The sequence below is a fragment of the Bacillus sp. Root131 genome, assembly GCF_001429475.1.
GTDB lineage: Bacteria > Bacillota > Bacilli > Bacillales > Bacillaceae_G > Bacillus_A > Bacillus_A thuringiensis_S.
Genome location: NZ_LMJQ01000001.1, coordinates 1,261,434 through 1,287,671 on the forward strand (window position 1 = coordinate 1,261,434; position 26,238 = coordinate 1,287,671).

Genomic DNA, 26,238 nt, shown 5'->3' on the forward strand with positions numbered 1-26,238 from the left:
AACCTCTTTCTTAGTGGAAAGAGGTTTTTCTATGTTAGAAAAGCCTCTGAATTTAAAAAGGGGGAGAAGACGATGGGATATTATTCATTAACAGAAATAACAGCTGTACAATATGCGAAAGATCATGGCTATTTTGAAGCGAAGGCAAATGTCGTTTGTCATGAAATTGGAGACGGAAACTTAAATTACGTGTTCAAATTAGATGATGGAGAGAAATCAATTATAATAAAACAAGCACTGCCCTATGCGAAAGTAGTTGGTGAAAGCTGGCCATTGTCTATAAAAAGAGCAACGATTGAAAGTAAGGCCTTACAAATTTTTGCGCAGTATGTACCGGATTATGTGCCAGCAGTGTACAGTCATGATGAAGAGTTAGCGATAACGGTAATAGAAGACTTATCAAGACTAACAATTACAAGAAAAGGATTAATAGGCGGAGAAGAATATCCGCTTTTATCCCAGCATATCGGCCGTTTTCTAGCACATGTTTTATTTTACACTTCAGATTTTGGTTTACAATCAGAAGAGAAGAGGGTACTAGAAGGTACCTTTGTAAATCCGGATCTTTGTAAAATTACAGAGGATTTAGTGTTTACAGATCCGTTTGGACATTATGATACAAATGATTATGAGCCAGATTTACAGCTCGTGGTTGATGAACTTTGGAGTGATAAAACTTTAAAACTAAAAGTAGCACAATATAAATATAAGTTCTTAACAAGAAAAGAAACTCTTATTCATGGTGATTTACATACTGGTAGTATTTTTTCGTCACCTTCTGAAACGAAAGTGATTGATCCAGAATTTGCGACCTATGGCCCATTTGGATTTGACATAGGTCAATTTATTGCAAATCTATTATTAAATGCTTTATCTAGAGAAGAAGAAAAAAGAAGTGTACTATTTTTCCATATAGAAAAGACGTGGAGTTATTTTGTAGAGACTTTTACAAAGTTATGGATTGGAGAAGGTGTAGAAGCATATACGAAAGAAAAACAATGGTTACCAATTATTTTGCAAAATATCTTTACTGATGCTGTTGGATTTGCAGGATGTGAACTGGTTCGTAGAACAATTGGTTTAGCTCATGTAGCAGATTTAGATGAAATAGAAAATAAAGAAACAAGAATTCAAGCTAAGAAGCAAGCTCTATCCTTCGGTAAAGAACTAATAAAATATGAATCTAAAAGTGCGGATATTCAACTGTTTCGAACATTATTTCAACAGACAGTTTCAGGGGGCGTAAAAGCGTGAGTACAATTGTTACTGTTCCGAGATCTGTAAGTTGGAAAGGTGATGCAATTGCGGTATTAAATCAAACGAAATTGCCGCATAGCACAGAATATAAAACATTGACGACTATTGAAGAGGTTTGGAAAAGCATCGTAATGTTAGAAGTACGAGGAGCGCCTGCAATTGGAATTGTAGCTGCATTTGGCTTGGCGCTTGCATCAAAAAAATATAACACTGTACATATTGAAGAATTTCAAAAGAAGTTTAATAGAGATTGTAATTATTTGGGGACGTCACGCCCGACAGCGGTCAATTTATTTTGGGCAATTGATCGTATGAGAGAATCTATTCGAGGGATTACTACAATAAAAGGAGCACAAAAAACATTAGAAGAAGAAGCGCTTCGCATTCAGCAGGAAGATGAAGAGGTGTGCCGAAATATTGGGGAATATGCGTTAACATGTTTTAAAGATGGCGATAATATTTTAACAATCTGTAACGCTGGAAGTATCGCAACTGCCAGATATGGAACTGCATTAGCTCCCTTTTATATTGGAAAAGAGAAAGGTGTGCGTTTACATGCATATGCGTGTGAAACGAGACCAGTTTTACAAGGTGGTCGCTTAACGACGTGGGAATTGAAGCAAGCAAATATTAATGTGACCCTTATTACAGATAATACTGCAGCTCATGCTATTCAAACGAAAGAAATAGATGCAATTATTGTAGGGGCGGATCGAATTGTCGCAAATGGAGATACGGCAAATAAAATAGGGACAATGAATTTAGCTATTTTATCAAAGTACTTTGATATCCCATTTTATGTTGCTGCGCCACTGTCAACATTTGATGTTACGAAAGAAACTGGAGCCGAAATAATTATTGAAGAAAGAGATGAAACAGAAGTTACGAAAATCTTTGGAAAACAAGTAGCACCAATCGGAACGAATGTTTATAACCCTGCATTTGACGTAACACCGAACGAATTAATTACAGGAATTATTACTGAGAAAGGTATTATAAGCGGGGATTATAAAAGAGAAATTGCATCATTATTTGAAAAACAGGCTAATACATAATAGCTTGTTTTTTTATGCCTAAATGCATTGTTTTCTCTTACTTATATAATGAAAGGAGGGGAAGAGGATGGAAGAGTGGATCAAGATGATAGGTAATGTAGGGTTTCCAATTGTTGTAACATTATATTTACTCCACCGTATTGAAAGTAAATTAGAGGGGGTAATTGTTGCAATTGAGAAGCTCCCGCGGCAATTACTAAAGTACGAAGATCCTCGCGATAAAAAATAAAGTTTGCTCTTCTTGAGCAAACTTTATTTTTTATTGAGCAGTATAGCCACCATCGATAACGACAGCTTGACCAGTTATACCTTTCGCTTTTTCACTCGCTAAAAACATAGCATAATCAGCGATTTCTTGTACTTGTAGCAAACGCTTCTGTGGTACAAGTGGATAAATGACATCTTCTAAAACATTTTCAAGTGGTACATTTCGTGTAGTAGCTAAGTCTTGTAGTTGATTACGTACAAGAGGGGTATCGACATAACCAGGGCAAAGGGCATTAACAGTAATACCATGCGTAGCACCTTCTAAAGCGGCAACTTTTGTTAATCCAATTACGCCATGTTTTGCACTATTATAGGCAGCTTTTCCAGCAAACCCGACCAGGCCGTTAATAGAAGCGACATTAATAATACGACCATATTTTTGTTGTTTCATAATCGGAAAGGCATGCTTAATTGCGATAAACGGAGCAATTTGCATAATTTGAATTAGCAGCTCGAACTTTTCAGTTGGAAAGTCTTCAATGGGTGAAACGTGTTGCATTCCTGCGTTGTTAATTAATATATCTAATGAACCGAAATGATCAACTGTTTGAGAAATTGCTGCTGTAATTTCCTCTTCAGATGTAACGTCACATTTTAAACCGATAGCTTGAAAACCTTCATTTTGTAATTGTTCAGCAGCTTCTTTCGCACGTTCTTCAAGGCGATCAGTAATCACAACTTTTGCACCTTCTTTTGCAAAAGTACTTCCCACTTCATATCCAATACCACTCGCAGCACCTGTTAAAAAGACAACTCGATTTGTAACCATGATGAAAAACATCCCTTCATAATAAAGTTTTCATAGTGCTCTATTTAGAGAGGTTATAATGAAATTCCTGCAAACATTTGGAAAAAATATCGCTAGCTATCTTGTTTTGCAAAATAGTCTTTGCTATACTATTTTGTAAAGCAAGATACTTACGCTTATCTATCTTGTAAAACAAGATAGTAGGAGGATTTGAATTATGTCGACAAGTCAAATGCTGAAAGGGATCTTAGAAGGATGCTTACTTGCTATTATTTCTGAAGGCGAAATATACGGTTATGAAATGAGTGAGAAGCTAGCAAAGTATGGTTTTACAATGGCGAGTGAGGGAAGTATTTATCCGTTATTAATACGAATGCAAAAAGAAGGATTAATAACAAGCGTAATGAAGGAATCTCCATCTGGTCCAAAGAGAAAATATTACACATTAACAGAAAAAGGCGAGGAAGCACTTGATGAATTTATGGATCGCTGGGAAGCGATGCAAAGTAGTGTAGAACGTTTACTTGAAGGGAAGGGAAGGAGAAAATAATGTTATCAAGTGAAGCACAAAAGTTTTTGTTAGATATGAGATTATTTTTGACGGCAAAGAGTGTGAAAGAAAGTGATATTGAAAACTTTTTAGAAGACGCAGAACTTCATTTAATAGAAGGTGAGAGTGAGGGGAAGAGTGTAGAAGATATTTTCGGAAGCTCACCGAAAGAATATGCAAATGAACTTGTAAAAGTGATGGAAAGAGATAGACAGGAAACGTGGAAGCAAATTGGTTTTACAGTAATGAATATCGTATCTTTTTGGATTATTGCTTCTATCTTAATAGTGAGTAATGGAATGTTACAGATTTCACTTATTCAGTGTATCGGTTACAGTTTTTCATTGATTTTAGTTGTTATGGGTCCTAATTTTCTACTTCGCAAAATGACCTTCGTCACAAGCTTTACAAAAACATGGTTTTCTATGTGGTCTTTAGTTATGATTGCTCCATTGTTTTTATTAGGAGCTGTTACGATATTAGATGTGATATATCCTACAAAAATGCTCACATTCACCGAAGTCCAAAGTTATATATTAGCTGGTGGGATTTTTATCATCACAGTAGCTATAAATATATATTTTGAAGGATGGTTTAAAAACTTATATTTAATCATTCCGCTTTCTATTATGTAAATGTTTAAAACATTTACATCTGAAGATCTTATGCCAATGCTATTTCAAATTATATGTTTATACGGAAGTTTGTTTATTTTAATTTTCCTTGAAATTATGATGAAGACGAATAGAAGAGAAACGGTTAAATAAAGGGGGATTATCATGAAGGTTTCTAAAGAAGGTGAAAAGTTTTTAATCGATACGAAAGTATATTTAATAACAAATGGGATTAAAGAAGAAGATGTGGACGCTTTTCTTGCAGATGCAGAACTTCATTTAATAGAAGGCGAGAAAGAGGGAAAGACAGTAAGTGACATATTTGGTGACTCACCAAAAGAGTATGCGGAAGAATTAGCGAAAGAGATGGAGAAGGATAAAAGCGGGAGTATAAAAAGTATTTTAGGGATGATTATTGGTATTGGTGGATATTGGTTACTTACTAATATATTATTTGAAAATCCTAATCATAAATTTACGTTAACGAATGTACAATTGATTGGATACCCAATTGTTTTAATGATTACTATTGTAAGTATAATATTTGCTTTTAAAATGTCATCATTTAAGAGTAAAATAAAAGAATTTAGCATTATTTATGTAGCAGCTTTGTTACCAATTTTATTACTAGTATTATTAATGTTTATGAATAAGTGGTATGGGACACCTGTATTGCAATTAACTACTATACAAAGTTATATACTAGTTGGAATTGTCTTATTAGTATTGTTAATTGGGGAAGCGTACATACTTGGATGGATTGGAATGTTAGTTGTTATCATACCACTATTAATTATGTTTGTATTTAAAGAATTAGGAAAGCAAAACCCATATTGGGGAATACTAGAGCCTTTACTTCTGTACGGAAGTTTATATGTATTAATGAGATGGTCTTTAAAAAATGAAGAGCAAAAAACTGTAAACTAGTTTGTTACTAATATTGAGCGAACGGAATATTTTATTGAGAGGAGAACAAATATGCAAAGTATATTTCTAGGTATATTGTCTATTGTATTTTTAGGTTTAACGATTTTCGGGCTATATACTACCTTTTCGAAAAAGGTACATGATGACTATTTCGATACTTTACTAGATGACACATCAGGTTATATTTTGTTCTTCGGTTTAATTGGAAAAGGGCTGCTCTGGATATGCAAAAAATTATTTCCAAAGAAATATTATATAGGGATTTTTAGAGGGATTACATTTAGTTGTCTATTTTTATTTCTAGCAGCCGGGATTTGGTTTGTTGATTGGAACAAGTTGTTTTAAACAGTAACATGAAGGTTACTGTTTTTTTCTTTGTAGTAAAGAGCTTTGTAAAGAGAGCGCTTTTTGTTCTGTTGTTAATAAGGAATGAATATGAACGTTTTCTGGACGAGGGACTATCGGATACATAAGATTTGTTGGAGAAGGGTGGTGCTCCGAGCCGGTTGGAGAATGAGGATCTGCATGAGTAAGTTTTCCATGAATACGTCTTGTAAATAAAATATGACCGATTTCGTGAGCGAGCGTATATATATTTTTCATAGGGGCAGCCGAATTTGTTAAAACGATATAGCCAGTAAGTTGCTGTTGTTTTGCTAAAGAATAAGCGCAGGCAATTACTGCTGTTTCTTTGAAATAATCACTGCCAATATAACAAATATAAAGGTCGCATTCAGGAGCTTCATTTACACATGTTTGGAAAAAGGATGCCAACTTTTCTTGACTTTGAATGGAATTTTTATAACTGATTTCACGGTCAAAAAAACGGAAAAGTTCATTTAATACAATTACTTCTTGAATTTGAAATGTAATGGGGTGCCAAATTGATTCTGCAACAGCTAAATCTTTTGCGATGCGGTCATCAGAAATATCGGCGCCGGGAGTAATACAAATACATATATTGACGTATGGATCCATAAGGAACACCTCAAATGAAAAAAGTTCTTCCTATAATATATGTGGGAAAAAGATGTCATGTATGGATAAACGCCTTCTTTATTGAATATATAGATGACAAGTCGAAAAAATTTCATAGTTCTATAACATGGTATGGTCGTCTTTTTGATATAGTAAAGGAAAGGGGGAGAATATATGTATACATTAAAAATCGTTTCAGACAGAGAAGCACTTTATCAATTTGCGAGTTATGTAAGAGTTGTACAAGGGGTTGAAGATGTATATGTAGAGGTGGGAGAACCTTTATATGAACATCCTTTAATGAAGTTTTATGTACATATTAAGCTGAAAGAAACATATGAGCAGCATAAAGCGTTACAGGAAATAGCAAGATTAGTAGAATTGGGTCGTTTTACATATGTCCATTATCGTAATGATGAAATTGAGGAAGCTTTTGAAGCTGTAAAATATGAAAGTTTTAAGAAATAAAGATGAAAAAATGGAGGCGAAAGCTTCCTTTTTTTCTTTAAAATTACATGAACAAAAAGAGAGAAATTTTGTTATGATAAGGGAGGTTAGGGAAAGGGGAATTTACATATGGGGTATATTGAAGAGTTACGAAAAGTCGTTGGTACAAGACCGCTTATTCTCGTAGGATCAGCAATCATTATATTAAATGATAAACAAGAAGTATTGCTTCAATATCGTTCAGATACATATGATTGGGGTGTACCTGGCGGGGCGATGGAACTGGGTGAAACGACAGAAGAAACGGCACGTAGAGAGTTATTTGAGGAAACGGGGTTAACTGCAAAAATAATGCAATTTCTTGGTGTTCTATCAGGAAAAGAAGTATATTTCCGTTATCCGAATGGCGATGAAATTTTCAATGTCATTCATCTGTATCAGGCACATCATGTGAGCGGGGAATTAAAGCTCGATCATGAAGGGTTGAAACTTCAATATTTTCCAGTAGATAAGTTGCCAAAATTGAATGAAACGACAGAGAAAATTTTGCAAAAGTTTTTATATGCACTGACAGAATAGAAGGTTAATTCCTTCTATTTTTATTATATGAAATATTTTGATTTTTTAGTATGTTTATAGTATGATAGTTATAGATATACATCTTATGGAATTTCACCTAAAAACTTACTAGGGTACATAAGAGAGGGGCAAGTACAAAATGCATAATGTTGTTATTACAGCTGCAGTTCGTTCGCCAATTGGAACTTTTGGAGGAGCGCTAAAAAATGTAACGCCAGTAGAATTAGCTGTTCCTGTACTTCAGGAAGCTGTAAAACGAGGCGGGGTAGAACCACATGAAGTTGATGAAGTAATTTTAGGTCATTGTATTCAAAGAACTGATGAAGCAAATACGGCGAGAACAGCTGCATTAGCGGCAGGATTTCCTGACACAGTTACGGGATATACAATCCAACGTCAATGTTCTTCAGGTATGCAAGCAATTATGTCAGCTGCAATGCAAATCCAATTAGGTGTAAGTGATGTTGTTGTTGCAGGTGGAGTAGAAGCGATGAGTTCGAGCCCTTATGCATTGAAACAGCACCGCTGGGGACAACGTCTACAGCACGGAGAAATTCGTGATACGGTGTGGGAAGTGTTAGAAGATCCGATTCACCATATTATGATGGGTGAAACAGCGGAAAATTTAGTTGAACAATATGAAATTACAAGAGAGGAACAAGATGAAGTTGCTCTTCGCAGTCATACATTGGCACTGAAGGCAATCGAGTCTGGACACTTTGACGATCAAATTGTTCCTATTACAATAAAAGAACGTAGAAAAGAAGTAGTATTTTCGAAGGATGAGCATCCACGTGCAGATATTACAGCGGAAAAATTAGCAGGGTTAAAACCAGCATTCCGTAAAGATGGGTCTGTAACTGCAGGTAATGCATCTGGCCTGAATGACGGAAGTGCAGTTCTAGTATTAATGAGCGAAGAAAAAGCAAAAGAAAAAGGCTTACAACCGTTAGCTAGAATTGTTGGATATTCAGTAGCTGGAGTAGACCCGAAAATTATGGGTATTGGACCAGCACCAGCAATCCGAAAAGGATTAGAGAAAGTAGATTGGTCATTAGAAGATGCAGATTTACTGGAAATTAATGAAGCTTTCGCGGCTCAATATTTAGCTGTAGAGAAAGAGTTAGGATTAGACCGTGAAAAAGTGAACGTAAACGGTAGTGGTGTAGGACTTGGGCATCCAATTGGTTGTACAGGGGCTCGTATTACAGTAAGTTTAATTCACGAATTAAAAAGACGTGGTTTAGAAAAAGGAATTGCCTCTTTATGCGTTGGTGGCGGTATCGGGGTTGCCTTATTTATAGAAGCACTATAAAAAAGAAGCAGCTATTGCTGCTTCTTTTTTTATGACTCAAATAGATGATGGAATAATCGATCGCGATTTTCAAAGAAAAGTTTCGTCGTTTGATAATGCTCGGTTTCTTCTAATGTGGATTCGTGAATCCCCTCTTGTGTTAAAGAGTATATAGTAGATTCAGGGTAAGCCATTAAAATAGGAGAATGCGTCGCAATAACAAATTGTGAACCTTGTTCAGCTAGTTCGTGCATTCGAATGAGCATGGAAAGTTGTCTCATCGGTGATAGAGCTGCCTCAGGCTCATCTAAAATGTATAAACCTTGTCCTGAAAAACGATTCATAAATAAGGAAAAGAATGATTCACCGTGTGATTGTTCGTGTAGTGAAACGCCGCCGTAAGATTTTATAGCATCTATTTCATCAATATAAGAAGCAACGTTATAAAATGATTCAGCGCGAAGAAAGAAACCGTCGTTTGGTGTATTGAAACTTTTTGAAATTCGAAGGTATTCATGTAAAGATGAATGTGAATCGTTTGTGCTAAAGCGGAAATTCTTCGTTCCACCTTCTGCATTAAAACCTAACGCAATTGCAATTCCTTCAAGTAATGTTGATTTACCCGTTCCGTTTTCTCCAATAATGAATGTTACATTTGGATGGAAAGCTAGTGATTGTAATGTTCGGATAGCGGGTAAGCAGTAAGGATATGCGGAAAAACTAGGGATATTTTCTTTTTTTAATGTGACATTTTGTAAAAAGGGTACGTCAATCAATATATAAACCTCAATTCATAACGGATTTTGAATCTAAAAAGGCAGCAAATACAAGTGTTAATAACACCTGAATCCCTTCTTGTTTTCTGAATATTTATGTGGATTATATCATTTAAACTATCATATTCCAATGTGAAAATAAATATTGCATGAAGTTCCATTCTCTCGTTATGATAGATGGTATTCTATTGAAAATGTGAGAAGGAGTTAAAGTATGCCGTTTACATTTGCACATCCAGTAGCAGTTCTCCCTTTTACGAAAAAGCATTCTAAACATATTTCAGTAACGGCTCTTATATTAGGTAGTATGTCGCCTGACTTTGAATATTTCTTACACTTTAGACCGTATGGTGTAATTGGGCATACGTGGCTGGGGTTCTTATATTTAAATTTACCACTTGTCTTCTTATTAGCATACATATATCATTACATTTTAAAAAAGTCTTTTATAACACATTTACCTAAGCCATTTGCTGGCTACTATACATATGCAGTAGACAAGGGGTGGGGTCTTCATACATGGAAGGATCTTTTTGTATTTTGTTATTCAGCATTATTCGGTATGTTAACGCATGTTGTTTGGGATGCATTCACTCATAAGACAGGCTATTTTGTTATGAAAATACCATTATTGCAAAGAGAATGGTACGGTATCTCTGTTTATAAATATATGCAACATGGAAGTACATGTATTGGTTTTCTATTATTAGCATACGTTTTATGGAAGCATAGAAATGAAATGGGTAAAGACTTTATTTTAGCTTCGGAAAAAAGAAAGTATTGGATTTCAGTAATTGTTGTGGCAACTATTATATTTATCGTGTATGTGTTCCTAGATCCCTATTTTCATATTTTCCAAATTGGAGGTATAATAGTATCTGGACTGACAAGTTCATTTTGTGGACTTTTCATTGTTTCTATAGTTTACAAAGCAAGGGACTAATTTTATATTCATGAATGATAGCGTTAGGAGAAATGAAATGATGAAAGCATGGAAAAGTATTTTTGTTTTATGTAGTTTTCTTCTTATGTTAAGTGGTTGCTTCCATCAAGAAGAAAAGAAAGCTGAACCGAAGAAGAAAGAATCTATTCCTGAAACAAAAGAATATGGTGGGCGTGAGCTGAAAAAAGTAGGACAAAAAGTGAAAGAAACAGGCTGGGGTACTTTCATGTTAGAGCAGATGCATTCTGTGAATCAAACATTTGAAGTAGCGCCAATGAAAATTCACGTACAAGATGTGAAAGTAATCTCTTTATCACAGATGAGTGAAAAGGCAAAAAATACATTGAAAGTATACACGGCACTAACTCCTGAAGAAGTAAAACGTAGATTAGGGGATAAAGTAAGCCAAGAAGATGCAGAATTATATGCATCGCTAAGTGGAACAGAGATTAGTAATACAATTCGTTACGTTGAGATTACATATAAAGTGGAGAATAGCGGAAATAAAAATATGCAATTTTTCTCTATGAATGATGTTATAATTAATGGTAAGCAACATTTTAAAGTAGCGACTCAAAACTTTTTATATGACGAAGATACGTTAGTTGGTACAAAAAATGTATCAAGAGAAGACTATAAGCCTGGTGAAACAAGAGATGGGATTATTGGTTTAATACTTGACGATGGAAAAGACAAGGTAAAGGATATTCAGTTTATAACTGATGATTTACTTGCAGGAGATTCAGAAACACAAGATGTTGTAAAAGAGCCACAAACGTTTAATATCTCACTTTCGGAGTAATGTGTTTTTAAAATAATGTAAGACAAAACAGTCAGCACTCAAAAGATTATGCTGACTGTTTTTTTATTTCTTTTATGTATGAATCTACATTTTGAAAAGGTACCTTAATTTTAAACGCATCTTTTTGTTTATTAAATTGCTTTTCATTATAGGGACCGAAACGTTTATTGTGCTTTACGTCAATAATCCAATAATGTTCACTTTTTTTATTTGCAATTGCTGCGTCAGGGTTATTTGGATCTGATTTTTCCTCAGTTTGTTTTGCAATAATGTATTTATCATCCCAAGCAATGTCTGTAATTTTTGCAGGGATGTATTGTGTGGCATATACAGCATCTTGCGAGGGGAAAAGTTCAAATGCATTTCCAGAAGTACGTATGAGCTCGTATTCATCGTTAACCGTATAAGTTAAGTGACTTGTGTTTCCTGTACAACCAGTTAATAGGAAGGCGACGAATAGGATTATCCATTTTTTCAATATGGGAACCTCCTTTATAATGCTATTGTAACAAATTGTACAAGAAAAGTAAGAGAAACGCTAGTTTACAATGTTTTTTAGAAGTGGTACGATGAGACGGGTAAAGAAGGATATGAAGGAGTCGACATAAAATGAAGTTAAAGATGCATCGTCCAGCGCTTGTAATGAATCGCATAGGTGCTTCCCTAATTGACATGTTTTTAATCTCGGTTATGTATGGTGCAGTAGTAGCTATTATGACCGGAAACTATAGTGCTATGTTTAAGCGCTTTAATATAAGTTTAGGTGATTTTAGATATGATTTCGCAGTAGTTTTCATATTAATGGCGATATATTTTATTGTGTTACCCTTTATTTGGAACGGTGTTACACTTGGAAAAAAGGTAACGAGAATAAAATTAATTTCATTGAAGAGTGAAAAGCTAACGTTGCAAACATTAATTATAAGATTTTTTGTATTGTTATTGCCGAACGTATTGCTATTAGGAATTCCATTAATATGTAACGTATATATGATGTTGTTCCGCAAAGACAATTGCGGTTTTCAGGACTTAATTACAAAGACGAAAGTAATAAGTCTTGTATAATGAAAAAAGACCTTTTTATACATAAAATAAGAAGGTCTTTTTTGTTATACTACAATTTATGTAATAATATCATTTTGGGTTTTAATAGATTGAAAATTAAGAAAATGTTATAATGATTAAAATAATATCTTTATATAATAAGGGGGAAATTGAAATGACTGGAGGTAGTGTAATCTTTTGGGGGATTTTAATTTTCATCGGTTTAGTTTTCGATCAGCGTAATAGTAGGAAAAAAGAAGGAGTAAAAAAGTAATCGCTTACAAACGAATGAGCAATTTTTCTTGCTTGCAGATTAATCTTATAAAGGAGTATACTGAATGACGGTAAGACTTATAGAAGGGGTAATGAAAATGAAGCTTGCAGGAAAAGTTGCTATCGTAACTGGCGGTGGCATCGGTATTGGACGTAATACAGCTCTTTTGTTGGCTAAACAAGGCGCAAAAGTTATTGTGACGGACATTGATCAAGAGAGTGGACAAGCAACAGTGGAGGAAATTATGAATCTAGGCGGAGAGGCACTTTTTGTATCCTATGATATGGGAAAGCAAGGAGATTGGCAACGCGTTATTAGCATTACTTTGAATGCATTCAGTCGCATTGATATGCTTTTTCAAAATGGTGGTTTATATAAAATAGATTCTATTTTTTCTCGCCAACAAGAGAACGATTCCAATGTACTTTGTATTAATGACGTTTGGATAGAGATAAAACAATTAACGTCATCTTTTATGAAACAGCAAGAAGAAGTGGTGCTTAGTGATTTACCGATTTTCGGTATTATTAGCACGAAAGGACAATCATTTCATACAGTAGAAGCCCTAGTATAATAATGAAAACCGCCCTCAATATATGTGGACGGTTTTTTTGTATGTTATATAGAAGGAAATTTCTTTAGCGAATACGTTGTTCTGTTTGGCTGTCAAAGAAATGCGCTTTATTTAAATCAAATGCCAATTTAATTTGATCTTCAGGTGAGAATATATGTCGTGCATCAACACGTGCTGCAAAATCTTGATTTCCAAGTTTCATATATAAAATAGATTCAGCACCTAACAATTCAGCAACTTCAATTTTTGTTGTGAAAGTAGTAGATTGTGAAGCTTCTAAAAATAGTAGTTCATCATGAATGTCCTCCGGGCGAATACCTAAAACAATTTCCTTATTTACATAGCCTTGTTCACGTAGCATCTTCATTTTTCCTTCAGATACTTTGATTTTTATGGTATTGTCTATAACGAAATCGGTTTCAGTCAATTTACCACGAAAGAAGTTCATCGCTGGTGACCCGATAAATCCACCCACGAAAATGTTTTCTGGTGTTTCATATACTTCTTTTGGAGTTCCAATTTGTTGAATCTTTCCATCCTTCATAACGACAAGACGCGAAGCCATAGTCATTGCTTCTGTTTGGTCATGTGTTACATAAATTGTTGTTGTTCCAAGGCGATGATGTAGCTTAGAAATTTCTGAGCGCATTGCAACACGGAGTTTAGCATCTAAGTTTGATAATGGTTCATCCATTAAGAAAACTTTTGCATCTCGAACGATTGCTCTACCTAACGCAACACGTTGGCGTTGTCCACCTGATAATGCTTTCGGTTTTCTATCTAAATATTGTTCAAGCCCTAAAATTTTTGCTGCATCTTTCACACGACGATCGATTTCATCTTTTGGTATTTTTCGAAGTTTTAATCCAAATGCCATATTATCATATACACTCATATGTGGATAAAGAGCGTAGTTTTGGAAGACCATTGCGATATCTCGATCTTTTGGAGGAACATCATTCATTAGTTTACCATCAATTGAAAACTCGCCTTTTGAAATATCTTCGAGTCCAGCTACCATTCGTAATGTTGTAGATTTTCCGCATCCAGAAGGACCGACAAATACGATAAATTCTTTATCTTGAATGTGTAAATTAAAATCGGTTACAGCTGTTACGTTATTATCATATATCTTATAAATATTTTCTAATTTAAGTTCTGCCATGGTATTTCCCCCTAGAAATAATTATGCAAACGTTTTCTTTGAGTTCATTATAAACGAATAGATTCAAAAAATAAATAAAAAAATAAAACGTTTTCATTTATTGAAGAGTTATTAGTAATTTTCGTATGTTTTCTTAGAAAAAGAACAATAAAAATTGTAAGCGCTATTTTAAATTGAGATAGAATCTGTTATCATTCATTAATGAAAACGTTTGCGCCTTAAAAAAGAGAAAAATGAATTATGAATGAAATGGGGTAGCATAATGGAAAAACAATGGTGGAAAGAAAGCGTAGTATATCAAATTTATCCTCGTAGCTTTATGGATAGTAACGGTGATGGTATAGGAGATCTTCAAGGGATTATTTCAAAGCTAGATTATTTAAAAGAGTTAGGGATTGATGTGATTTGGTTATCACCAGTCTATGAATCTCCAAATGATGATAATGGTTATGATATAAGCGATTATTGTAAGATTATGAACGAGTTCGGAACAATGGAAGATTGGGATGAGCTATTACATGAAATGCATGAACGTAATATGAAATTGATGATGGATTTAGTTGTTAATCATACATCTGATGAACATAAGTGGTTTATTGAATCACGTAAATCAAAAGATAATAAATATAGAGATTACTATATATGGCGTCCTGGAAAAGAAGGGAAAGAACCGAACAACTGGGGAGCTGCTTTTAGTGGGTCTGCATGGAAGTACGATGAAATGACGGATGAATATTATTTACATCTGTTTTCTAAAAAACAGCCGGATTTAAACTGGGATAATGAAAAGGTAAGACAAGATGTTTATGAGATGATGAAGTTTTGGTTAGAAAAAGGAATTGATGGATTCCGCATGGATGTGATCAATTTTATTTCTAAAGAAGAAGGATTACCAACTGTTGAAACAGATGAAGATGGCTATGTTTCAGGTCATAAACATTTTATGAACGGTCCAAACATTCATAAATATTTGCATGAAATGAATGAGGAAGTATTATCGCATTATGATATTATGACGGTTGGTGAGATGCCAGGTGTAACGACAGAAGAAGCCAAATTGTATACTGGAGAAGAACGAAAAGAGTTGCAAATGGTATTCCAATTTGAACATATGGATTTAGATTCAGGAGAAGGTGGAAAGTGGGATGTAAAACCATGCTCACTTCTTACTTTAAAAGAGAATTTGACAAAGTGGCAAAAAGCATTAGAGCATACCGGATGGAATAGCCTTTATTGGAATAACCATGATCAGCCTCGCGTTGTATCTCGTTTTGGTAACGATGGAATGTATCGCATTGAATCAGCAAAAATGTTAGCGACAGTTCTTCATATGATGAAGGGAACGCCATATATTTATCAAGGTGAAGAAATCGGAATGACGAACGTTCGATTCCAATCAATTGATGAATATCGAGATATTGAAACGTTAAATATGTATAAAGAAAAAGTGATAGACCATGGTGAAGATATAGAAAAAGTAATGGAGTCTATTTATATAAAGGGTCGTGATAATGCTAGAACTCCGATGCAGTGGGATGATCAGAATCACGCTGGATTTACAACAGGTGAACCTTGGATTACTGTAAATCCTAACTATAAAGAGATTAATGTGAAACAAGCAATCCAAGATGAAGGTTCAATTTTTTATTACTATAAGAAATTAATTGAGCTACGCAAAAATAATGAAATAGTTGTATATGGATCATATGATTTAATATTAGAGAATAATCCTTCTGTTTTTGCTTATGTAAGAACATATGGAGACGAAAAACTACTTGTTATTGCAAACTTTACTGCGGATGAAAGTGTATTTGAAATGCCTGAGGATATTAGTTATAGTGAATCAGAATTATTTATACACAATTACGATGTAGAAATCGGATCGATAGATAACATTACATTACGTCCGTATGAAGCGATAGTATTCAAATTGAAATAAGAAAAATCCTTATGCCACCTTGGCATAAGGATTTTTTGGATTACCATTTTAATATGGAGAATCCATATGGAGGAAGTGTAACTTGTAATACACTTGCTTCCGCTGAAAATTCTTCATTTGTATAAATGTTAATTATTTTCTTACCAGTAACATGAAGAGGGAGTGAAACTGTAACTTCACTATTAGTAGGGTTTAAAACGAAAAAGATAGTTTCATCCTCATATGTTTTCGTATAAGAAATATAATTATGTTCATCATTTGCTTCGATGAATTGAAAAGTACCATGTCCTCCAAAAGCTTCATGTTGTTTTCGTAATGAAATCAATGTTTGTATATGTGTAAATAATGCATGATCTTGTTCTTTAGTATCCCAAATCATACATTTACGGCAATCGGGGTCCATACCACCATCCATGCCGATTTCATCTCCGTAATAAATGCATGGAGAACCGATGAAAGAAAGATGGAATACATAGAGCAATTTCAACTTATTTTTATCTCCGTTGCATGTTGTTAAAATTCTTGGAGTATCATGGCTATCTAATAAATGAAAGGCTGCTTCATTTACATTCATAGAGTAGGAATGTAGAGATTCTGTAATTTGCTTCATGAACTCACTTGCTTTAATGGAATCGTTAGCAAAGTAAGAAAGTAGAGCGTTTGTAACAGGGTAGCTCATGACAGCATCAAATTGATCGCCTTGTAGCCATGGAAGGGCATCGTGCCAAATTTCTCCCAAAATATATACTTCAGGATTTAATGTCTTTATTTCAGTTCGGAATTCTCTCCAAAAATTGTGATCGACTTCATTTGCGACATCAAGGCGCCAGCCATCTATATTAAATTCTCGTACCCAATAACGTCCTACTTCAAGTAAGTATTCTTTTACATCTGGATGAGCTGTATTTAATTTAGGCATATACGGTGTAAAGGCGAAAGTATCATAATTTGGAAGTGGCTCGGTTATAATTGGGAATTCATGAATGTGGAACCACTCTTTATATGCGGACTTCTCACCGTTCTCTAGTACGTCTTGAAATTTCTCGAAAAAGTATCCACTATGATTAAACACAGCATCGAGCATTACTTTTATACCGTGCTTATGACATTCTTCAACGAGCTCTTTGAAAGTTTCTTTCGTCCCAAATTGTGGATCAATTTCCATATAGTCAATTGTGTCATATTTATGGTTTGAATGAGCTTTGAAAATAGGTGTGAAATATATTCCGGAAATGCCAAGCTTAACAAGGTAATCAAGGTTTTGAATAACACCAGCAAAATCTCCGCCGAAAAAATTAGTTGGAGTTGGATTCGCACTTCCCCAAGGAAGGGTGTTTTCTGGATTCAGCGTACTATCGCCATTAGCGAATCGCTCAGGGAAAATCTGATACCAAATGGTGTCTTTAATCCAAGATGGTGCTTTGAATACATCATCTGCATGAATAAATGGAAAACAGAAAAAGTTACCAACATCATCATTTGGAATGTTAGAAAAGAATCCTCGCTCTGTATAAATAAGAGTGTCTGTTTCAGATTTTAATTCAAACCCATAACGTAAGCGCTTAAATTTGGGTTCGATTGAAATGGACCAATAATCAAATAATGCAGTAGAACCCGTCTTTTTCATGGGTGTACTTGATGATATCCATTTCCCGTCTTTCCATTCGTAAGGATCACCGTAAATAAGATCGGCGCTTTGAATATCATCTCTCTTAGTACGTACTCGGATGTGAATTGTTTGTTCATCATAAGCGTATGCATAATTATCTTTCGGCCTATGATAAATGGCTTCTTTAAACATATAGAAAATCCCCCTTCAATATCTCTATACATAGTATTCCCTTAAGTGTAATAATAAAGCCTATATTGCAAACGATTGCCTTTCTCGTAGCTTTAATATTGCTTATAAGAGTAGTATTCATTTCATATAAAGTCAATGTATAAAGAGTATAATGACATAATTTTTAAATTAATATTTGCAAAATGAATAAAAGAATGTATAATGATAGACAAATAGCGCAAACGTTTTCATAGACTTGGGATATTGTTTGCGCTTCAATTAAACTATTAAATGCAAACGTTTTCAGTTACTGAGGTACATAGACAATTTAGGGAGGTTTTTGGGATGAAGAAAGCATTATCATTATTAACGGTTTCAGCATTATCTATTGGTATGTTATCTGCATGTGGACCGAAAGATTCAGGGAAAAAGGAGGAAAGTAAAGCGAAAAAAGACTATGACCTTCTTGTTTGGGAAGATGAGAAAAAAGGTGTGGGTCTAGAGCCAGCGGTGAAAAGTTTTGAAAAGAAATATAATGTGAAAGTAAAAGTTGAAGAGGTTCAGATGACGAAACAAATAGAAAAACTTCGTCTCGACGGTCCAGCTGGCACAGGGCCAGATGTTGTAACATTGCCACATGATCATATTGGTAATGCGGTAACAGAAGGGCTACTTTCAGAAGTGAAAGTAGATGATACAGTAAAAAGTAAATTTACAGATTTATCAATAGAAGCACAAACATATAACGGAAAAATATACGGTTTACCAAAAGCGATTGAAACACCAATCTTTATTTATAATAAAAAAATGATGCAAAAAGCACCCGAAACGATGGATGAACTGTTTAACTTCTCAAAAGACTTTACGAAAGATGGAAAATACGGATTTTTAGCATTAGGAGATAACTTCTACTTTGCTAATGCATTTATGGCAGGTATGGGTGGTTATGTATTTGGTGAAAAAGATGGAAAGCCAAATGCAAATGATATTGGATTAAATAATAGCGGTGCGGTACAAGGTGCTGAATATATTCAAAAATGGTACAAAGAAAAGTTATTCCCGAAAGGTATTATCGGTGAATCTGGTGGTTCAGCTGCAGATGGATTGTTTAATGAAGGAAAAGCAGCATCTATTATGAATGGTCCATGGGCATTCCAAGCGATGGAAAAGGCTGGAATAGATTATGGTGTTGCTCCAATGCCGAAATTACCAAATGGTCAACCGATGAAAACGTTCGTTGGTGTAAAAGGATGGCATGTAACAAGCTTCTCTAAACAAAATGATTTAGCTACAAAATTTACTGAGTGGGTTACAAATGAAGAAAATGCTAAAATTCGCTTTGAGAAAACGAAAGAAATTCCACCAGTAAAATCAGTAATGGAAGATCCAATCATTAAAGAAAATGAGGCTGCAAAAGCGGTTGCGACGCAATCGGAAAATGGAATTCCAATGCCGAATATTCCAGAAATGCAGGAAGTTTGGAAACCAGCTGGGGATGCGCTTCAATTAGTTGTATCAGATAAAGAAGCACCAAAATCCGCACTTGATAGTGCAGTGAAACAAATTAAAGGTAATATTGAGGCAAATCATAGTAAGAAAAAATAAGGTGAAATTCGTGCCTCTAATATGAGGGGCACGAATTCTCTCCCTTCCATGTGGGAAGAAAAAAGGGGGAAGGAACATGCAAACATCTATGGAACCTGCAAAGGGGTTAAACCATTCAAAGCATAGGAAAATGGCAACCGTGTTATCAATCATTCCGGGCATGGGCCAAATATATAATAAACAATTTGTAAAAGGTCTTATTTTTCTAGTATTAACAGGTTCATTTATTGTAGCCTTTGCTGATTTATTAAATATGGGATTATGGGGCATTGTAACGCTCGGTACAGAAGTTCCACGTGACCATTCTGTCTTTCTATTAGTAGAAGGGATCTTGGCACTTATCGTTATCGCGTTTGGGCTCGGCATATATGCATTTAACTTATATGATGCATATCAAAATGGAAAGAAACGTGATATAGGAACACCGTTAAATTCTGTAAAAGAGCAATACCGTAATTTGTTAGATCAAGGCTTTCCTTATTTAATGGTTTCACCAGGTTTTCTACTACTTATCTTTGTTGTCGTATTTCCAATCATCTTCGTAATTTTAATTGGATTTACAAACTATGATTTATATCATTCTCCTCCAGCTAAATTAGTAGATTGGGTGGGTTTTAAAAACTTTATTGATATTTTCACATTACCGATGTGGAGAGATACATTTTTAAGTGTATTTTCTTGGACTGTCATTTGGACATTCGTTGCAACAACATTACAAGTTGCACTTGGTATTTTTTTAGCGATTATCGTAAATCAGCCTGGTATTAAAGGTAAGGCAATTATTCGAACAATCTTTATTTTACCGTGGGCTGTTCCAGCATTCGTATCTATTCTTGTATTTGCTGGTATGTTTAATGAAACATTTGGAGCAATTAATAACCAAGTATTAGCTTTATTCGGGATTGAAAAGATTGCTTGGATGACAGACCCGTTTTGGTCAAAGATTGCTTTAATTATGATTCAAACATGGCTTGGTTTCCCGTTCGTCTTTGCAATGACAACAGGTATATTGCAATCGATTCCAGGAGAATTATATGAAGCGGCTACAGTAGATGGAGCAACTGCTTGGCAACAGTTCCGCAAAATTACATTGCCACTTGTGTTATATGCAACAGCGCCAATATTAATTACGCAATATACGTTTAACTTTAATAATTTTAGTATTATTTATCTATTTAATAACGGAGGACCTGCTGTGTCTGGACAAAATGCAGGTGGAACGGATATTTTAATTTCATGGATCTATAAGTTAACGATGACTTCGGCTCAGTACGGAAAAGCAGCAGCTCTTACAATGATTTTATCGTTAATTGTTATTACAGTTGCGTTATGGCAATTTAAGAGAACAAAATCATTCCAAGAAGAGGATATGATGTAAATGAATATTAAACGACAAAAGATGCTACGTCTTTCATTAAGTTATTTAGTTATCTTCATAATGTGTGCGATTATTTTCTATCCATTACTATGGATAATTGGCTCATCGTTTAATCCAGGGGATAGTTTATCTGGGTCAAGTATTATTCCGAAAAATGCCACATTAGATCATTATCGCAAGCTACTTGATCTCGATTCAAGTAATTACTTACTTTGGTATAAAAATACTTTGAAAGTTAGCGTAATGACGATGATTTTCTCTGTACTAGCCATTAGTTTTACTGCTTATGCATTTTCGAGATATCGTTTTGTTGGAAGAAAGAATGGTTTATTAACATTTTTAATTTTGCAAATGATCCCGAATTTTGCAGCGTTAATCGCACTATATATATTAGCTCAGTTAACAGGATTACTTGATACACATCTTGCATTAATTTTAATTTATGTGGGCGGAGCAATTCCGATGAATACATGGCTTATGAAAGGGTATTTTGATACGATTCCGAAAGAGTTGGATGAATCAGCTCGAATGGATGGAGCAGGGCATTTCCGTATTTTCTGGCAAATCATTATGCCACTTGCAAAGCCAATCGTAGCGGTTGTAGCGTTATTTACTTTCATTGGTCCATTTACAGATTTCATTTTAGCGAGTATTATTTTGCGAACACCAGAAAATTATACTTTGGCAGTTGGATTATATGAAATGGTTGCGAAGAAATTCGGTAATGAATTTACAACGTTTGCAGCGGGTTCTGTGTTAATTGCGATCCCGATTTCAATTTTATTCCTATCACTACAAAAATATTTTGTTTCCGGTTTAACAGCTGGAGGTACGAAAGGATGAAAAATGGGACATTACGTCCCATTTTTCTTTTCATCTCCCTATAAATAACTTTATAGGGAGATGAAAAGAGATTTGACATCACATGTGAAAAGATGTCAAATAAATAGTATATTATAGTATAGGAAAAAATAGCTATATCCCTTACAATACATGAAGAGGGAGAATAGGATTAGTTTTGCAAGATATAAGAAATAAAAGTTTATGACTTGCAATGAGTGCGAGATAAAATATATGAAAAATGGCAGAGAAATGAGAGGAGGGGGATTTTTATGACAGTTACAATTAAAGATGTGGCGAAGCAAGCGAATGTTGCACCATCAACAGTTTCTCGTGTAATTGCTGATAATCCAAGTATAAGTGAAAAGACAAAGCGCCGTGTTAGGAAAGTAATGAGTGAATTAGGGTATCATCCTAATTTAAATGCGAGAAATCTTGCGAACCAAACGACGAAAACACTTGGTCTTGTTATGCCAAGTTCTGCAAGTAAAGCTTTTCAAAATCCATTTTTCCCAGAAGTTATAAGAGGGATTAGTTCATTTGCACACGTAGAAGGTTATGCGCTTTACATGTCGACAGGTGAAACGGAAGAAGAAATTTTTAATGGTGTCGTAAAGATGGTACAGGGACGCCAAATTGGTGGCATTATTCTTTTATATTCAAGAGAGAATGATCGGATTATTCAATATTTACATGAACAAAATTTCCCGTTTGTTTTAATAGGAAAACCATATGATCGAAAAGATGAAATTACATATGTAGATAATGACAATTATACAGCTGCAAGAGAAGTGGCAGAATATTTAATTTCATTAGGGCATAAGCAAATCGCGTTCATTGGTGGTGGTTCAGATTTACTTGTAACGAGAGATCGTTTAGCTGGTATGAGTGATGCCTTGAAATTAGCAGACATTGTATTACCAAAAGAATATATTTTACATTTTGATTTTTCGAGGGAAAGTGGTCAACAAGCGGTTGAGGAATTAATGGGACTGCAGCAACCGCCGACGGCAATTATGGCAACGGATGACTTAATTGGACTTGGTGTGTTAAGTGCTCTTTCTAAAAAAGGATTCGTTGTACCGAAGGATGTTTCTATTGTAAGCTTTAATAATGCTTTATTATCAGAAATTGCGAGCCCTCCACTTTCGACAGTTGATGTGAATATTTATCAGCTGGGATATGAGGGAGCAAAAGCTTTAGTTGATAAAGTAGAGAATGCAGAATCCACTGCAAAGTGTATCATTATTCCTCATAAATTACTAAAACGTCAAACTTGTGATCATTATGCATAAAAAAAAGCTAAGAGTTTAACTCTTAGCTTTTTTCTTTAGAAAGGCTTCTAATCGGTCGCAGCCTTCTTTTAAAGTTTCAATACTATACGCATAGGACAAGCGAAGGTAGCCTTCACCGTATTCAGAGAATGCTGTTCCAGGAACTACAGCTAGTCCAGCTTCTTTGACAAGATCAAGTGCAAAATCAAATGATGAAGATGTCAAATGACCAACATATGGGAATAAGTAAAATGCACCTATTGGCTTTTCAACTGTTAATCCCATTTGAGTGAGTCTATTATATACGTAATCACGGCGTTTTTTATATTGGTGGCGCATCATTTTGGGTGCGTCTTTAGCTGCTGTTAATGCTTCAATTGCAGCGTATTGAGCGATTGAAGTAGCACACGTTACATTGTATTGATGAACTTTTAATATGTGTCCAGCTAAATAGCTTGGTGCAAATAAAAGTCCAACACGCCAGCCAGTCATAGAATGTGATTTAGATAAACCGTTAATGACAATTGTCTTTTCACGCATTTCTGGGAAATGAGCGATAGATGTGTGCTTTTGTTCATATACCAGCTCGCTATAAATTTCATCTGAAAGGACGAAAATATTTTTGTCTTTTAAAACATCTACAATATCTTTTAGTTCTTCTGTTGATAAAGTTACACCGGTCGGGTTAGAAGGATACGGTAGTACGATACATCTTGTTTTTTCTGTAATAGCATTTTTAAGCGCTTCAGCTGTTAAACGGAATCCAGTTTTACGAACATCTACAAAAATAGGTGTTGCACCGCATAATCGAATAATAGGTTCGTAACCTGGATAAATAGGAGCAGGTAAAATTACTTCTGTTCCTGGCTCTAAAATCGTTCGAAATGTAACATCAATTGCTTCGCTAGCACCGATTGTAACGATGGTTTCGTTTTCAGGTGAGTAATGTAAATCGTAGTTATCTTTTACGAAGTTACAAGCTGCCTTGCGTAATTCTAGTAAACCAGCGTTATGTGTATAGCTTGTATAGTTTTCTGTAATAGCCCGTTTTGCAGCTTCTTTTACGAGAGAAGGTGTAGGGAAATCGGGTTGTCCGATTGTTAAAGAAATCAAATTATCATAGTTTTGAATCATGTTAGAGAATTGACGGATTCCAGAAATTTGGATGTCCTTCACTCTAGGGTTAATGAATTGTTCCATTGTATCTCCCTTTCTTCCGTTTGAAAATTAAGTTCATTTTATCATATTTTCTATGATCGCGCTTTGTATATGTAATTTAGAAAGAGAGAGAAAAGAGAAAAAAGCCGCTATAAGCGACTTTTTAATATCCGTATTCCCAATCTATTTCATCTTCATTCCAGAGTACAGAGGATACCTTGCCAAGGTGAACAACTGATTCGTTCACAGCACATGTGCAATTTTCATCTCCTGCTTTATGCTGTAATTCTTCATATACTGATTTTTCAACATTTTCTAGAACAACCAAATTTTCTTCTTTTAAAACAAGCGTAGTACCCGCCATATTTATCTTCCTCCTACTAAAGTAATGATCACTTATTTGTAAACATAGATAGTATGGATTATATGCTGTATTTTGCTATAGTTGTCCGTCTAAAAAAGTATTTTTATATTTTCTTTGTAATCCGTATTCATTGTATACTGCACGAAGGAAATTTGGTACAGGGTTTACAATCATTTCGAAAATCTGTAACAATTATGATGAGTTGTTAACAAAGAATTAACAAATATGTTAAGAAAAATCAAAATTTTAAAACAAATACACCTATAAAATGATATAATCATATCAAAATACATATAGGGGATGAGAGGTTATGGAGCTTATCCGTGATTTATTGATTCAAATTGCCATCATAATTTTGCCGCTATTTTTATATGAAGCGATTCGTTTAAATCGCTATCAAGAAATGCCTCCGAAGCCAAATCGTTACTTTATTATGTTTTTATCTAGCGTTACGCTCGTTCTCTCCATGACATACTCTATTTGTTTTGGCAATGTGTGTGGGTATAACTTTCACCCCATTCCAATTGTCAGTGGTTTTTTATATGGTGGGATTGTTGGTTTAATCCCAGCGGTTATTTTTGTTGCATATGAATGGTTACTAAAGGGAATGAGCTTTCTTCCAGTTTTAGAAGTAATATTTCTATTGATAGTTCCGCTGTTTTTATCAAAGAAATGGTCTCTTTTTTCAAGGGATAAGAAATTAATTTTAGCATTTATGATTTCATCATTTTATGTGTTTGTTTCTTTAGTATTAGGCATGATTAATGTTCTTTTGGAAACAGGATTTACACCGTATATTTCGCAAATATATAGCGGATTTATATTTGCCTCGCTTATCATGGTCATGACAATGGTATTTCAGGTGTATTTAACTGAATATTTAAACGAAAATGCATTGCTACGTACAGAGATGCAAAAATCAGAAAAGCTTAATATTGTAAGTGAGTTAGCAGCAAGTGTGGCACATGAAGTTCGAAATCCACTTACTGTTGTTCGTGGATTTATCCAATTGTTAGAAAGTACGGAAGATGTGAAGAATAAGGATTATATGCGCCTCGTATTAGCTGAATTGGATCGGGCGGAACAAATTATTTCAGATTACTTGAATTTAGCAAGGCCGCAAATTGAGAAAAAAGAACACATTTGTTTATCAGCCCAATTAATAGAAATGACCACTCTCATGTCGTCATTTGCAGCGATGCAAGGTGTATATTTACAAGTTGAAATTTCAGAAAGTCTTTATACGATTGGTGATAAGACAAAGTTGAAGCAAGCTATTATGAATGTTGTTAAAAATGGTATTGAAGCAATTCAAGGAAATAAAGGATATTTAAAAGTAACAGCCATTCAAAAAGACGAAACAATCATAATAAGAGTTAAAGATAGTGGTGTTGGTATGACGAAAGAACAGTTAGCAAGGCTGGGGCAACCATATTATTCTTTAAAAGAAAAAGGGACAGGATTAGGGCTTATGGTAACATTTAGTATTTTACAAGCGCATAATGGTACATTGGAATATAAGAGTGAAAGTGGAAAAGGCACTGAAGCAATTATTATATTACCAGCTGTACAAAATAAGGAATAAAAGTTACCGATGGAAGGTAAC

General features: G+C 34.6%; 28 protein-coding genes and 1 pseudogene. 21 read left to right on the forward strand and 8 right to left on the reverse strand.

Annotated features, from left to right (window positions below):
* Positions 1–72 precede the first annotated feature (72 nt).
* The 3 genes from mtnK (at position 73) to ASE54_RS06315 (ending at position 2,541) form a co-directional block, all read left to right on the forward strand.
* Positions 73–1,254, forward strand: a complete 1,182-nt coding sequence (gene mtnK, locus ASE54_RS06305; protein WP_000542671.1) for an S-methyl-5-thioribose kinase — start codon at positions 73–75, stop codon at positions 1,252–1,254.
* Complete coding sequence (mtnA, locus tag ASE54_RS06310; RefSeq protein WP_000104618.1) at positions 1,251–2,312, forward strand: S-methyl-5-thioribose-1-phosphate isomerase; 1,062 nt, start codon at positions 1,251–1,253, stop codon at positions 2,310–2,312. The genes mtnK and mtnA overlap by 4 nt, the downstream gene beginning before the upstream one ends.
* Positions 2,313–2,379: 67 nt before the next feature.
* Positions 2,380–2,541, forward strand: coding sequence for a YvrJ family protein (locus ASE54_RS06315; protein WP_000393336.1), 162 nt, complete (start codon positions 2,380–2,382; stop codon positions 2,539–2,541).
* 30 nt (positions 2,542–2,571) lie between these two features.
* On the opposite strand, the gene ASE54_RS06320 is transcribed toward ASE54_RS06315, so the two are convergent.
* A complete protein-coding gene (locus tag ASE54_RS06320) occupies positions 2,572–3,348 on the reverse strand; it encodes a 3-hydroxybutyrate dehydrogenase (RefSeq protein ID WP_000258453.1) in 777 nt (258 codons plus the stop codon).
* Positions 3,349–3,544: 196 nt separating this feature from the next.
* On the opposite strand from ASE54_RS06320, the gene ASE54_RS06325 reads away from it, so the two are divergent.
* The 4 genes and pseudogenes from ASE54_RS06325 to ASE54_RS06340 all read left to right on the forward strand — a co-directional run bounded on the left by ASE54_RS06325 (position 3,545) and on the right by ASE54_RS06340 (position 5,763).
* A complete protein-coding gene (locus tag ASE54_RS06325) occupies positions 3,545–3,877 on the forward strand; it encodes a PadR family transcriptional regulator (RefSeq protein WP_000107977.1) in 333 nt (110 codons plus the stop codon).
* Positions 3,877–4,644, forward strand: a pseudogene (locus tag ASE54_RS06330) (DUF1129 domain-containing protein). The gene ASE54_RS06325 and the pseudogene ASE54_RS06330 overlap by 1 nt, the downstream one beginning before the upstream one ends.
* Before the next feature lie 12 nt (positions 4,645–4,656).
* Positions 4,657–5,418: a DUF1129 domain-containing protein gene (locus tag ASE54_RS06335; protein WP_000868635.1), complete on the forward strand. Its 762-nt coding sequence runs from the start codon at positions 4,657–4,659 to the stop codon at positions 5,416–5,418.
* Between the two features lie 51 nt (positions 5,419–5,469).
* A complete protein-coding gene (locus ASE54_RS06340; protein ID WP_001190642.1) occupies positions 5,470–5,763 on the forward strand; it encodes a hypothetical protein in 294 nt (97 codons plus the stop codon).
* A gap of 15 nt (positions 5,764–5,778) precedes the next feature.
* Here the strand turns inward: ASE54_RS06340 and ASE54_RS06345 are convergent, their stop codons facing one another.
* Complete coding sequence (locus ASE54_RS06345) at positions 5,779–6,396, reverse strand: hypothetical protein (RefSeq protein WP_000371606.1); 618 nt, start codon at positions 6,394–6,396, stop codon at positions 5,779–5,781.
* 174 nt (positions 6,397–6,570) lie between these two features.
* Between ASE54_RS06345 and ASE54_RS06350 the strand changes: the two genes are divergently transcribed.
* The 3 genes from ASE54_RS06350 (at position 6,571) to ASE54_RS06360 (ending at position 8,737) form a co-directional block, all read left to right on the forward strand.
* A complete protein-coding gene (locus tag ASE54_RS06350; RefSeq protein WP_000288330.1) occupies positions 6,571–6,864 on the forward strand; it encodes a DUF3928 family protein in 294 nt (97 codons plus the stop codon).
* A 108-nt stretch (positions 6,865–6,972) separates the two neighbouring features.
* Positions 6,973–7,422, forward strand: a complete 450-nt coding sequence (locus ASE54_RS06355; RefSeq protein WP_002005651.1) for an NUDIX hydrolase — start codon at positions 6,973–6,975, stop codon at positions 7,420–7,422.
* Between the two features lie 139 nt (positions 7,423–7,561).
* Entirely contained in the window at positions 7,562–8,737 is a 1,176-nt protein-coding gene (locus ASE54_RS06360; protein WP_000552075.1) for an acetyl-CoA C-acetyltransferase, read from the forward strand.
* Between the two features lie 29 nt (positions 8,738–8,766).
* Here the strand turns inward: ASE54_RS06360 and ASE54_RS06365 are convergent, their stop codons facing one another.
* The gene (locus tag ASE54_RS06365) at positions 8,767–9,492 is read right to left on the reverse strand and encodes an AAA family ATPase (protein WP_000568001.1); all 726 of its coding nucleotides are present in this window, start codon (positions 9,490–9,492) and stop codon (positions 8,767–8,769) included.
* A gap of 214 nt (positions 9,493–9,706) precedes the next feature.
* Between ASE54_RS06365 and ASE54_RS06370 the strand changes: the two genes are divergently transcribed.
* Both ASE54_RS06370 and ASE54_RS06375 read left to right on the forward strand, forming a co-directional pair.
* Positions 9,707–10,435 carry a DUF4184 family protein gene (locus ASE54_RS06370; RefSeq protein WP_001116898.1) on the forward strand — a complete coding sequence of 243 codons (729 nt, stop codon included), beginning with the start codon at positions 9,707–9,709 and terminating at the stop codon, positions 10,433–10,435.
* Between the two features lie 37 nt (positions 10,436–10,472).
* Complete coding sequence (locus ASE54_RS06375; RefSeq protein WP_000973902.1) at positions 10,473–11,237, forward strand: hypothetical protein; 765 nt, start codon at positions 10,473–10,475, stop codon at positions 11,235–11,237.
* 46 nt (positions 11,238–11,283) lie between these two features.
* Here ASE54_RS06375 and ASE54_RS06380 read toward each other — a convergent pair whose 3' ends face one another.
* Positions 11,284–11,715: a DUF3997 domain-containing protein gene (locus ASE54_RS06380; protein WP_000758794.1), complete on the reverse strand. Its 432-nt coding sequence runs from the start codon at positions 11,713–11,715 to the stop codon at positions 11,284–11,286.
* A 131-nt stretch (positions 11,716–11,846) separates the two neighbouring features.
* Between ASE54_RS06380 and ASE54_RS06385 the strand changes: the two genes are divergently transcribed.
* The 3 genes from ASE54_RS06385 to ASE54_RS06395 all read left to right on the forward strand — a co-directional run bounded on the left by ASE54_RS06385 (position 11,847) and on the right by ASE54_RS06395 (position 13,129).
* Positions 11,847–12,302, forward strand: a complete 456-nt coding sequence (locus ASE54_RS06385) for an RDD family protein (protein ID WP_000769078.1) — start codon at positions 11,847–11,849, stop codon at positions 12,300–12,302.
* Positions 12,303–12,456: 154 nt separating this feature from the next.
* Positions 12,457–12,555 carry a hypothetical protein gene (locus ASE54_RS06390; protein WP_000145659.1) on the forward strand — a complete coding sequence of 33 codons (99 nt, stop codon included), beginning with the start codon at positions 12,457–12,459 and terminating at the stop codon, positions 12,553–12,555.
* A 64-nt stretch (positions 12,556–12,619) separates the two neighbouring features.
* The gene (locus ASE54_RS06395) at positions 12,620–13,129 is read left to right on the forward strand and encodes an SDR family NAD(P)-dependent oxidoreductase (protein WP_000218411.1); all 510 of its coding nucleotides are present in this window, start codon (positions 12,620–12,622) and stop codon (positions 13,127–13,129) included.
* Between the two features lie 64 nt (positions 13,130–13,193).
* Here ASE54_RS06395 and ugpC read toward each other — a convergent pair whose 3' ends face one another.
* Entirely contained in the window at positions 13,194–14,294 is a 1,101-nt protein-coding gene (ugpC, locus tag ASE54_RS06400) for a sn-glycerol-3-phosphate ABC transporter ATP-binding protein UgpC (protein WP_000818933.1), read from the reverse strand.
* Positions 14,295–14,556: 262 nt separating this feature from the next.
* Between ugpC and malL the strand changes: the two genes are divergently transcribed.
* Positions 14,557–16,233: an oligo-1,6-glucosidase gene (gene malL, locus ASE54_RS06405; protein WP_000415168.1), complete on the forward strand. Its 1,677-nt coding sequence runs from the start codon at positions 14,557–14,559 to the stop codon at positions 16,231–16,233.
* A gap of 40 nt (positions 16,234–16,273) precedes the next feature.
* On the opposite strand, the gene ASE54_RS06410 is transcribed toward malL, so the two are convergent.
* Entirely contained in the window at positions 16,274–18,034 is a 1,761-nt protein-coding gene (locus tag ASE54_RS06410; protein WP_000471784.1) for an alpha-glycosidase, read from the reverse strand.
* A gap of 324 nt (positions 18,035–18,358) precedes the next feature.
* Between ASE54_RS06410 and ASE54_RS06415 the strand changes: the two genes are divergently transcribed.
* The 4 genes from ASE54_RS06415 to malR all read left to right on the forward strand — a co-directional run bounded on the left by ASE54_RS06415 (position 18,359) and on the right by malR (position 23,131).
* On the forward strand, positions 18,359–19,618 hold the full coding sequence (locus tag ASE54_RS06415) for an extracellular solute-binding protein (protein ID WP_000709931.1): 1,260 nt from the start codon (positions 18,359–18,361) through the stop codon (positions 19,616–19,618).
* Between the two features lie 76 nt (positions 19,619–19,694).
* Positions 19,695–20,996 carry a maltosaccharide ABC transporter permease MalC gene (malC, locus tag ASE54_RS06420; protein WP_001194983.1) on the forward strand — a complete coding sequence of 434 codons (1,302 nt, stop codon included), beginning with the start codon at positions 19,695–19,697 and terminating at the stop codon, positions 20,994–20,996.
* Positions 20,997–21,839, forward strand: coding sequence for a maltosaccharide ABC transporter permease MalD (gene malD / locus ASE54_RS06425; RefSeq protein ID WP_001022600.1), 843 nt, complete (start codon positions 20,997–20,999; stop codon positions 21,837–21,839). It begins immediately after the preceding gene.
* Between the two features lie 269 nt (positions 21,840–22,108).
* Positions 22,109–23,131 carry a maltose operon transcriptional repressor MalR gene (gene malR / locus ASE54_RS06430; RefSeq protein ID WP_000219054.1) on the forward strand — a complete coding sequence of 341 codons (1,023 nt, stop codon included), beginning with the start codon at positions 22,109–22,111 and terminating at the stop codon, positions 23,129–23,131.
* 15 nt (positions 23,132–23,146) lie between these two features.
* On the opposite strand, the gene ASE54_RS06435 is transcribed toward malR, so the two are convergent.
* Both ASE54_RS06435 and ASE54_RS06440 read right to left on the reverse strand, forming a co-directional pair.
* The gene (locus ASE54_RS06435; protein ID WP_000434585.1) at positions 23,147–24,310 is read right to left on the reverse strand and encodes an aminotransferase A; all 1,164 of its coding nucleotides are present in this window, start codon (positions 24,308–24,310) and stop codon (positions 23,147–23,149) included.
* 121 nt (positions 24,311–24,431) lie between these two features.
* The gene (locus tag ASE54_RS06440; protein WP_000929277.1) at positions 24,432–24,632 is read right to left on the reverse strand and encodes a hypothetical protein; all 201 of its coding nucleotides are present in this window, start codon (positions 24,630–24,632) and stop codon (positions 24,432–24,434) included.
* A 310-nt stretch (positions 24,633–24,942) separates the two neighbouring features.
* On the opposite strand from ASE54_RS06440, the gene kinB reads away from it, so the two are divergent.
* Positions 24,943–26,217, forward strand: coding sequence for a sporulation sensor histidine kinase KinB (gene kinB, locus ASE54_RS06445; RefSeq protein ID WP_000420367.1), 1,275 nt, complete (start codon positions 24,943–24,945; stop codon positions 26,215–26,217).
* Positions 26,218–26,238 lie beyond the last annotated feature (21 nt).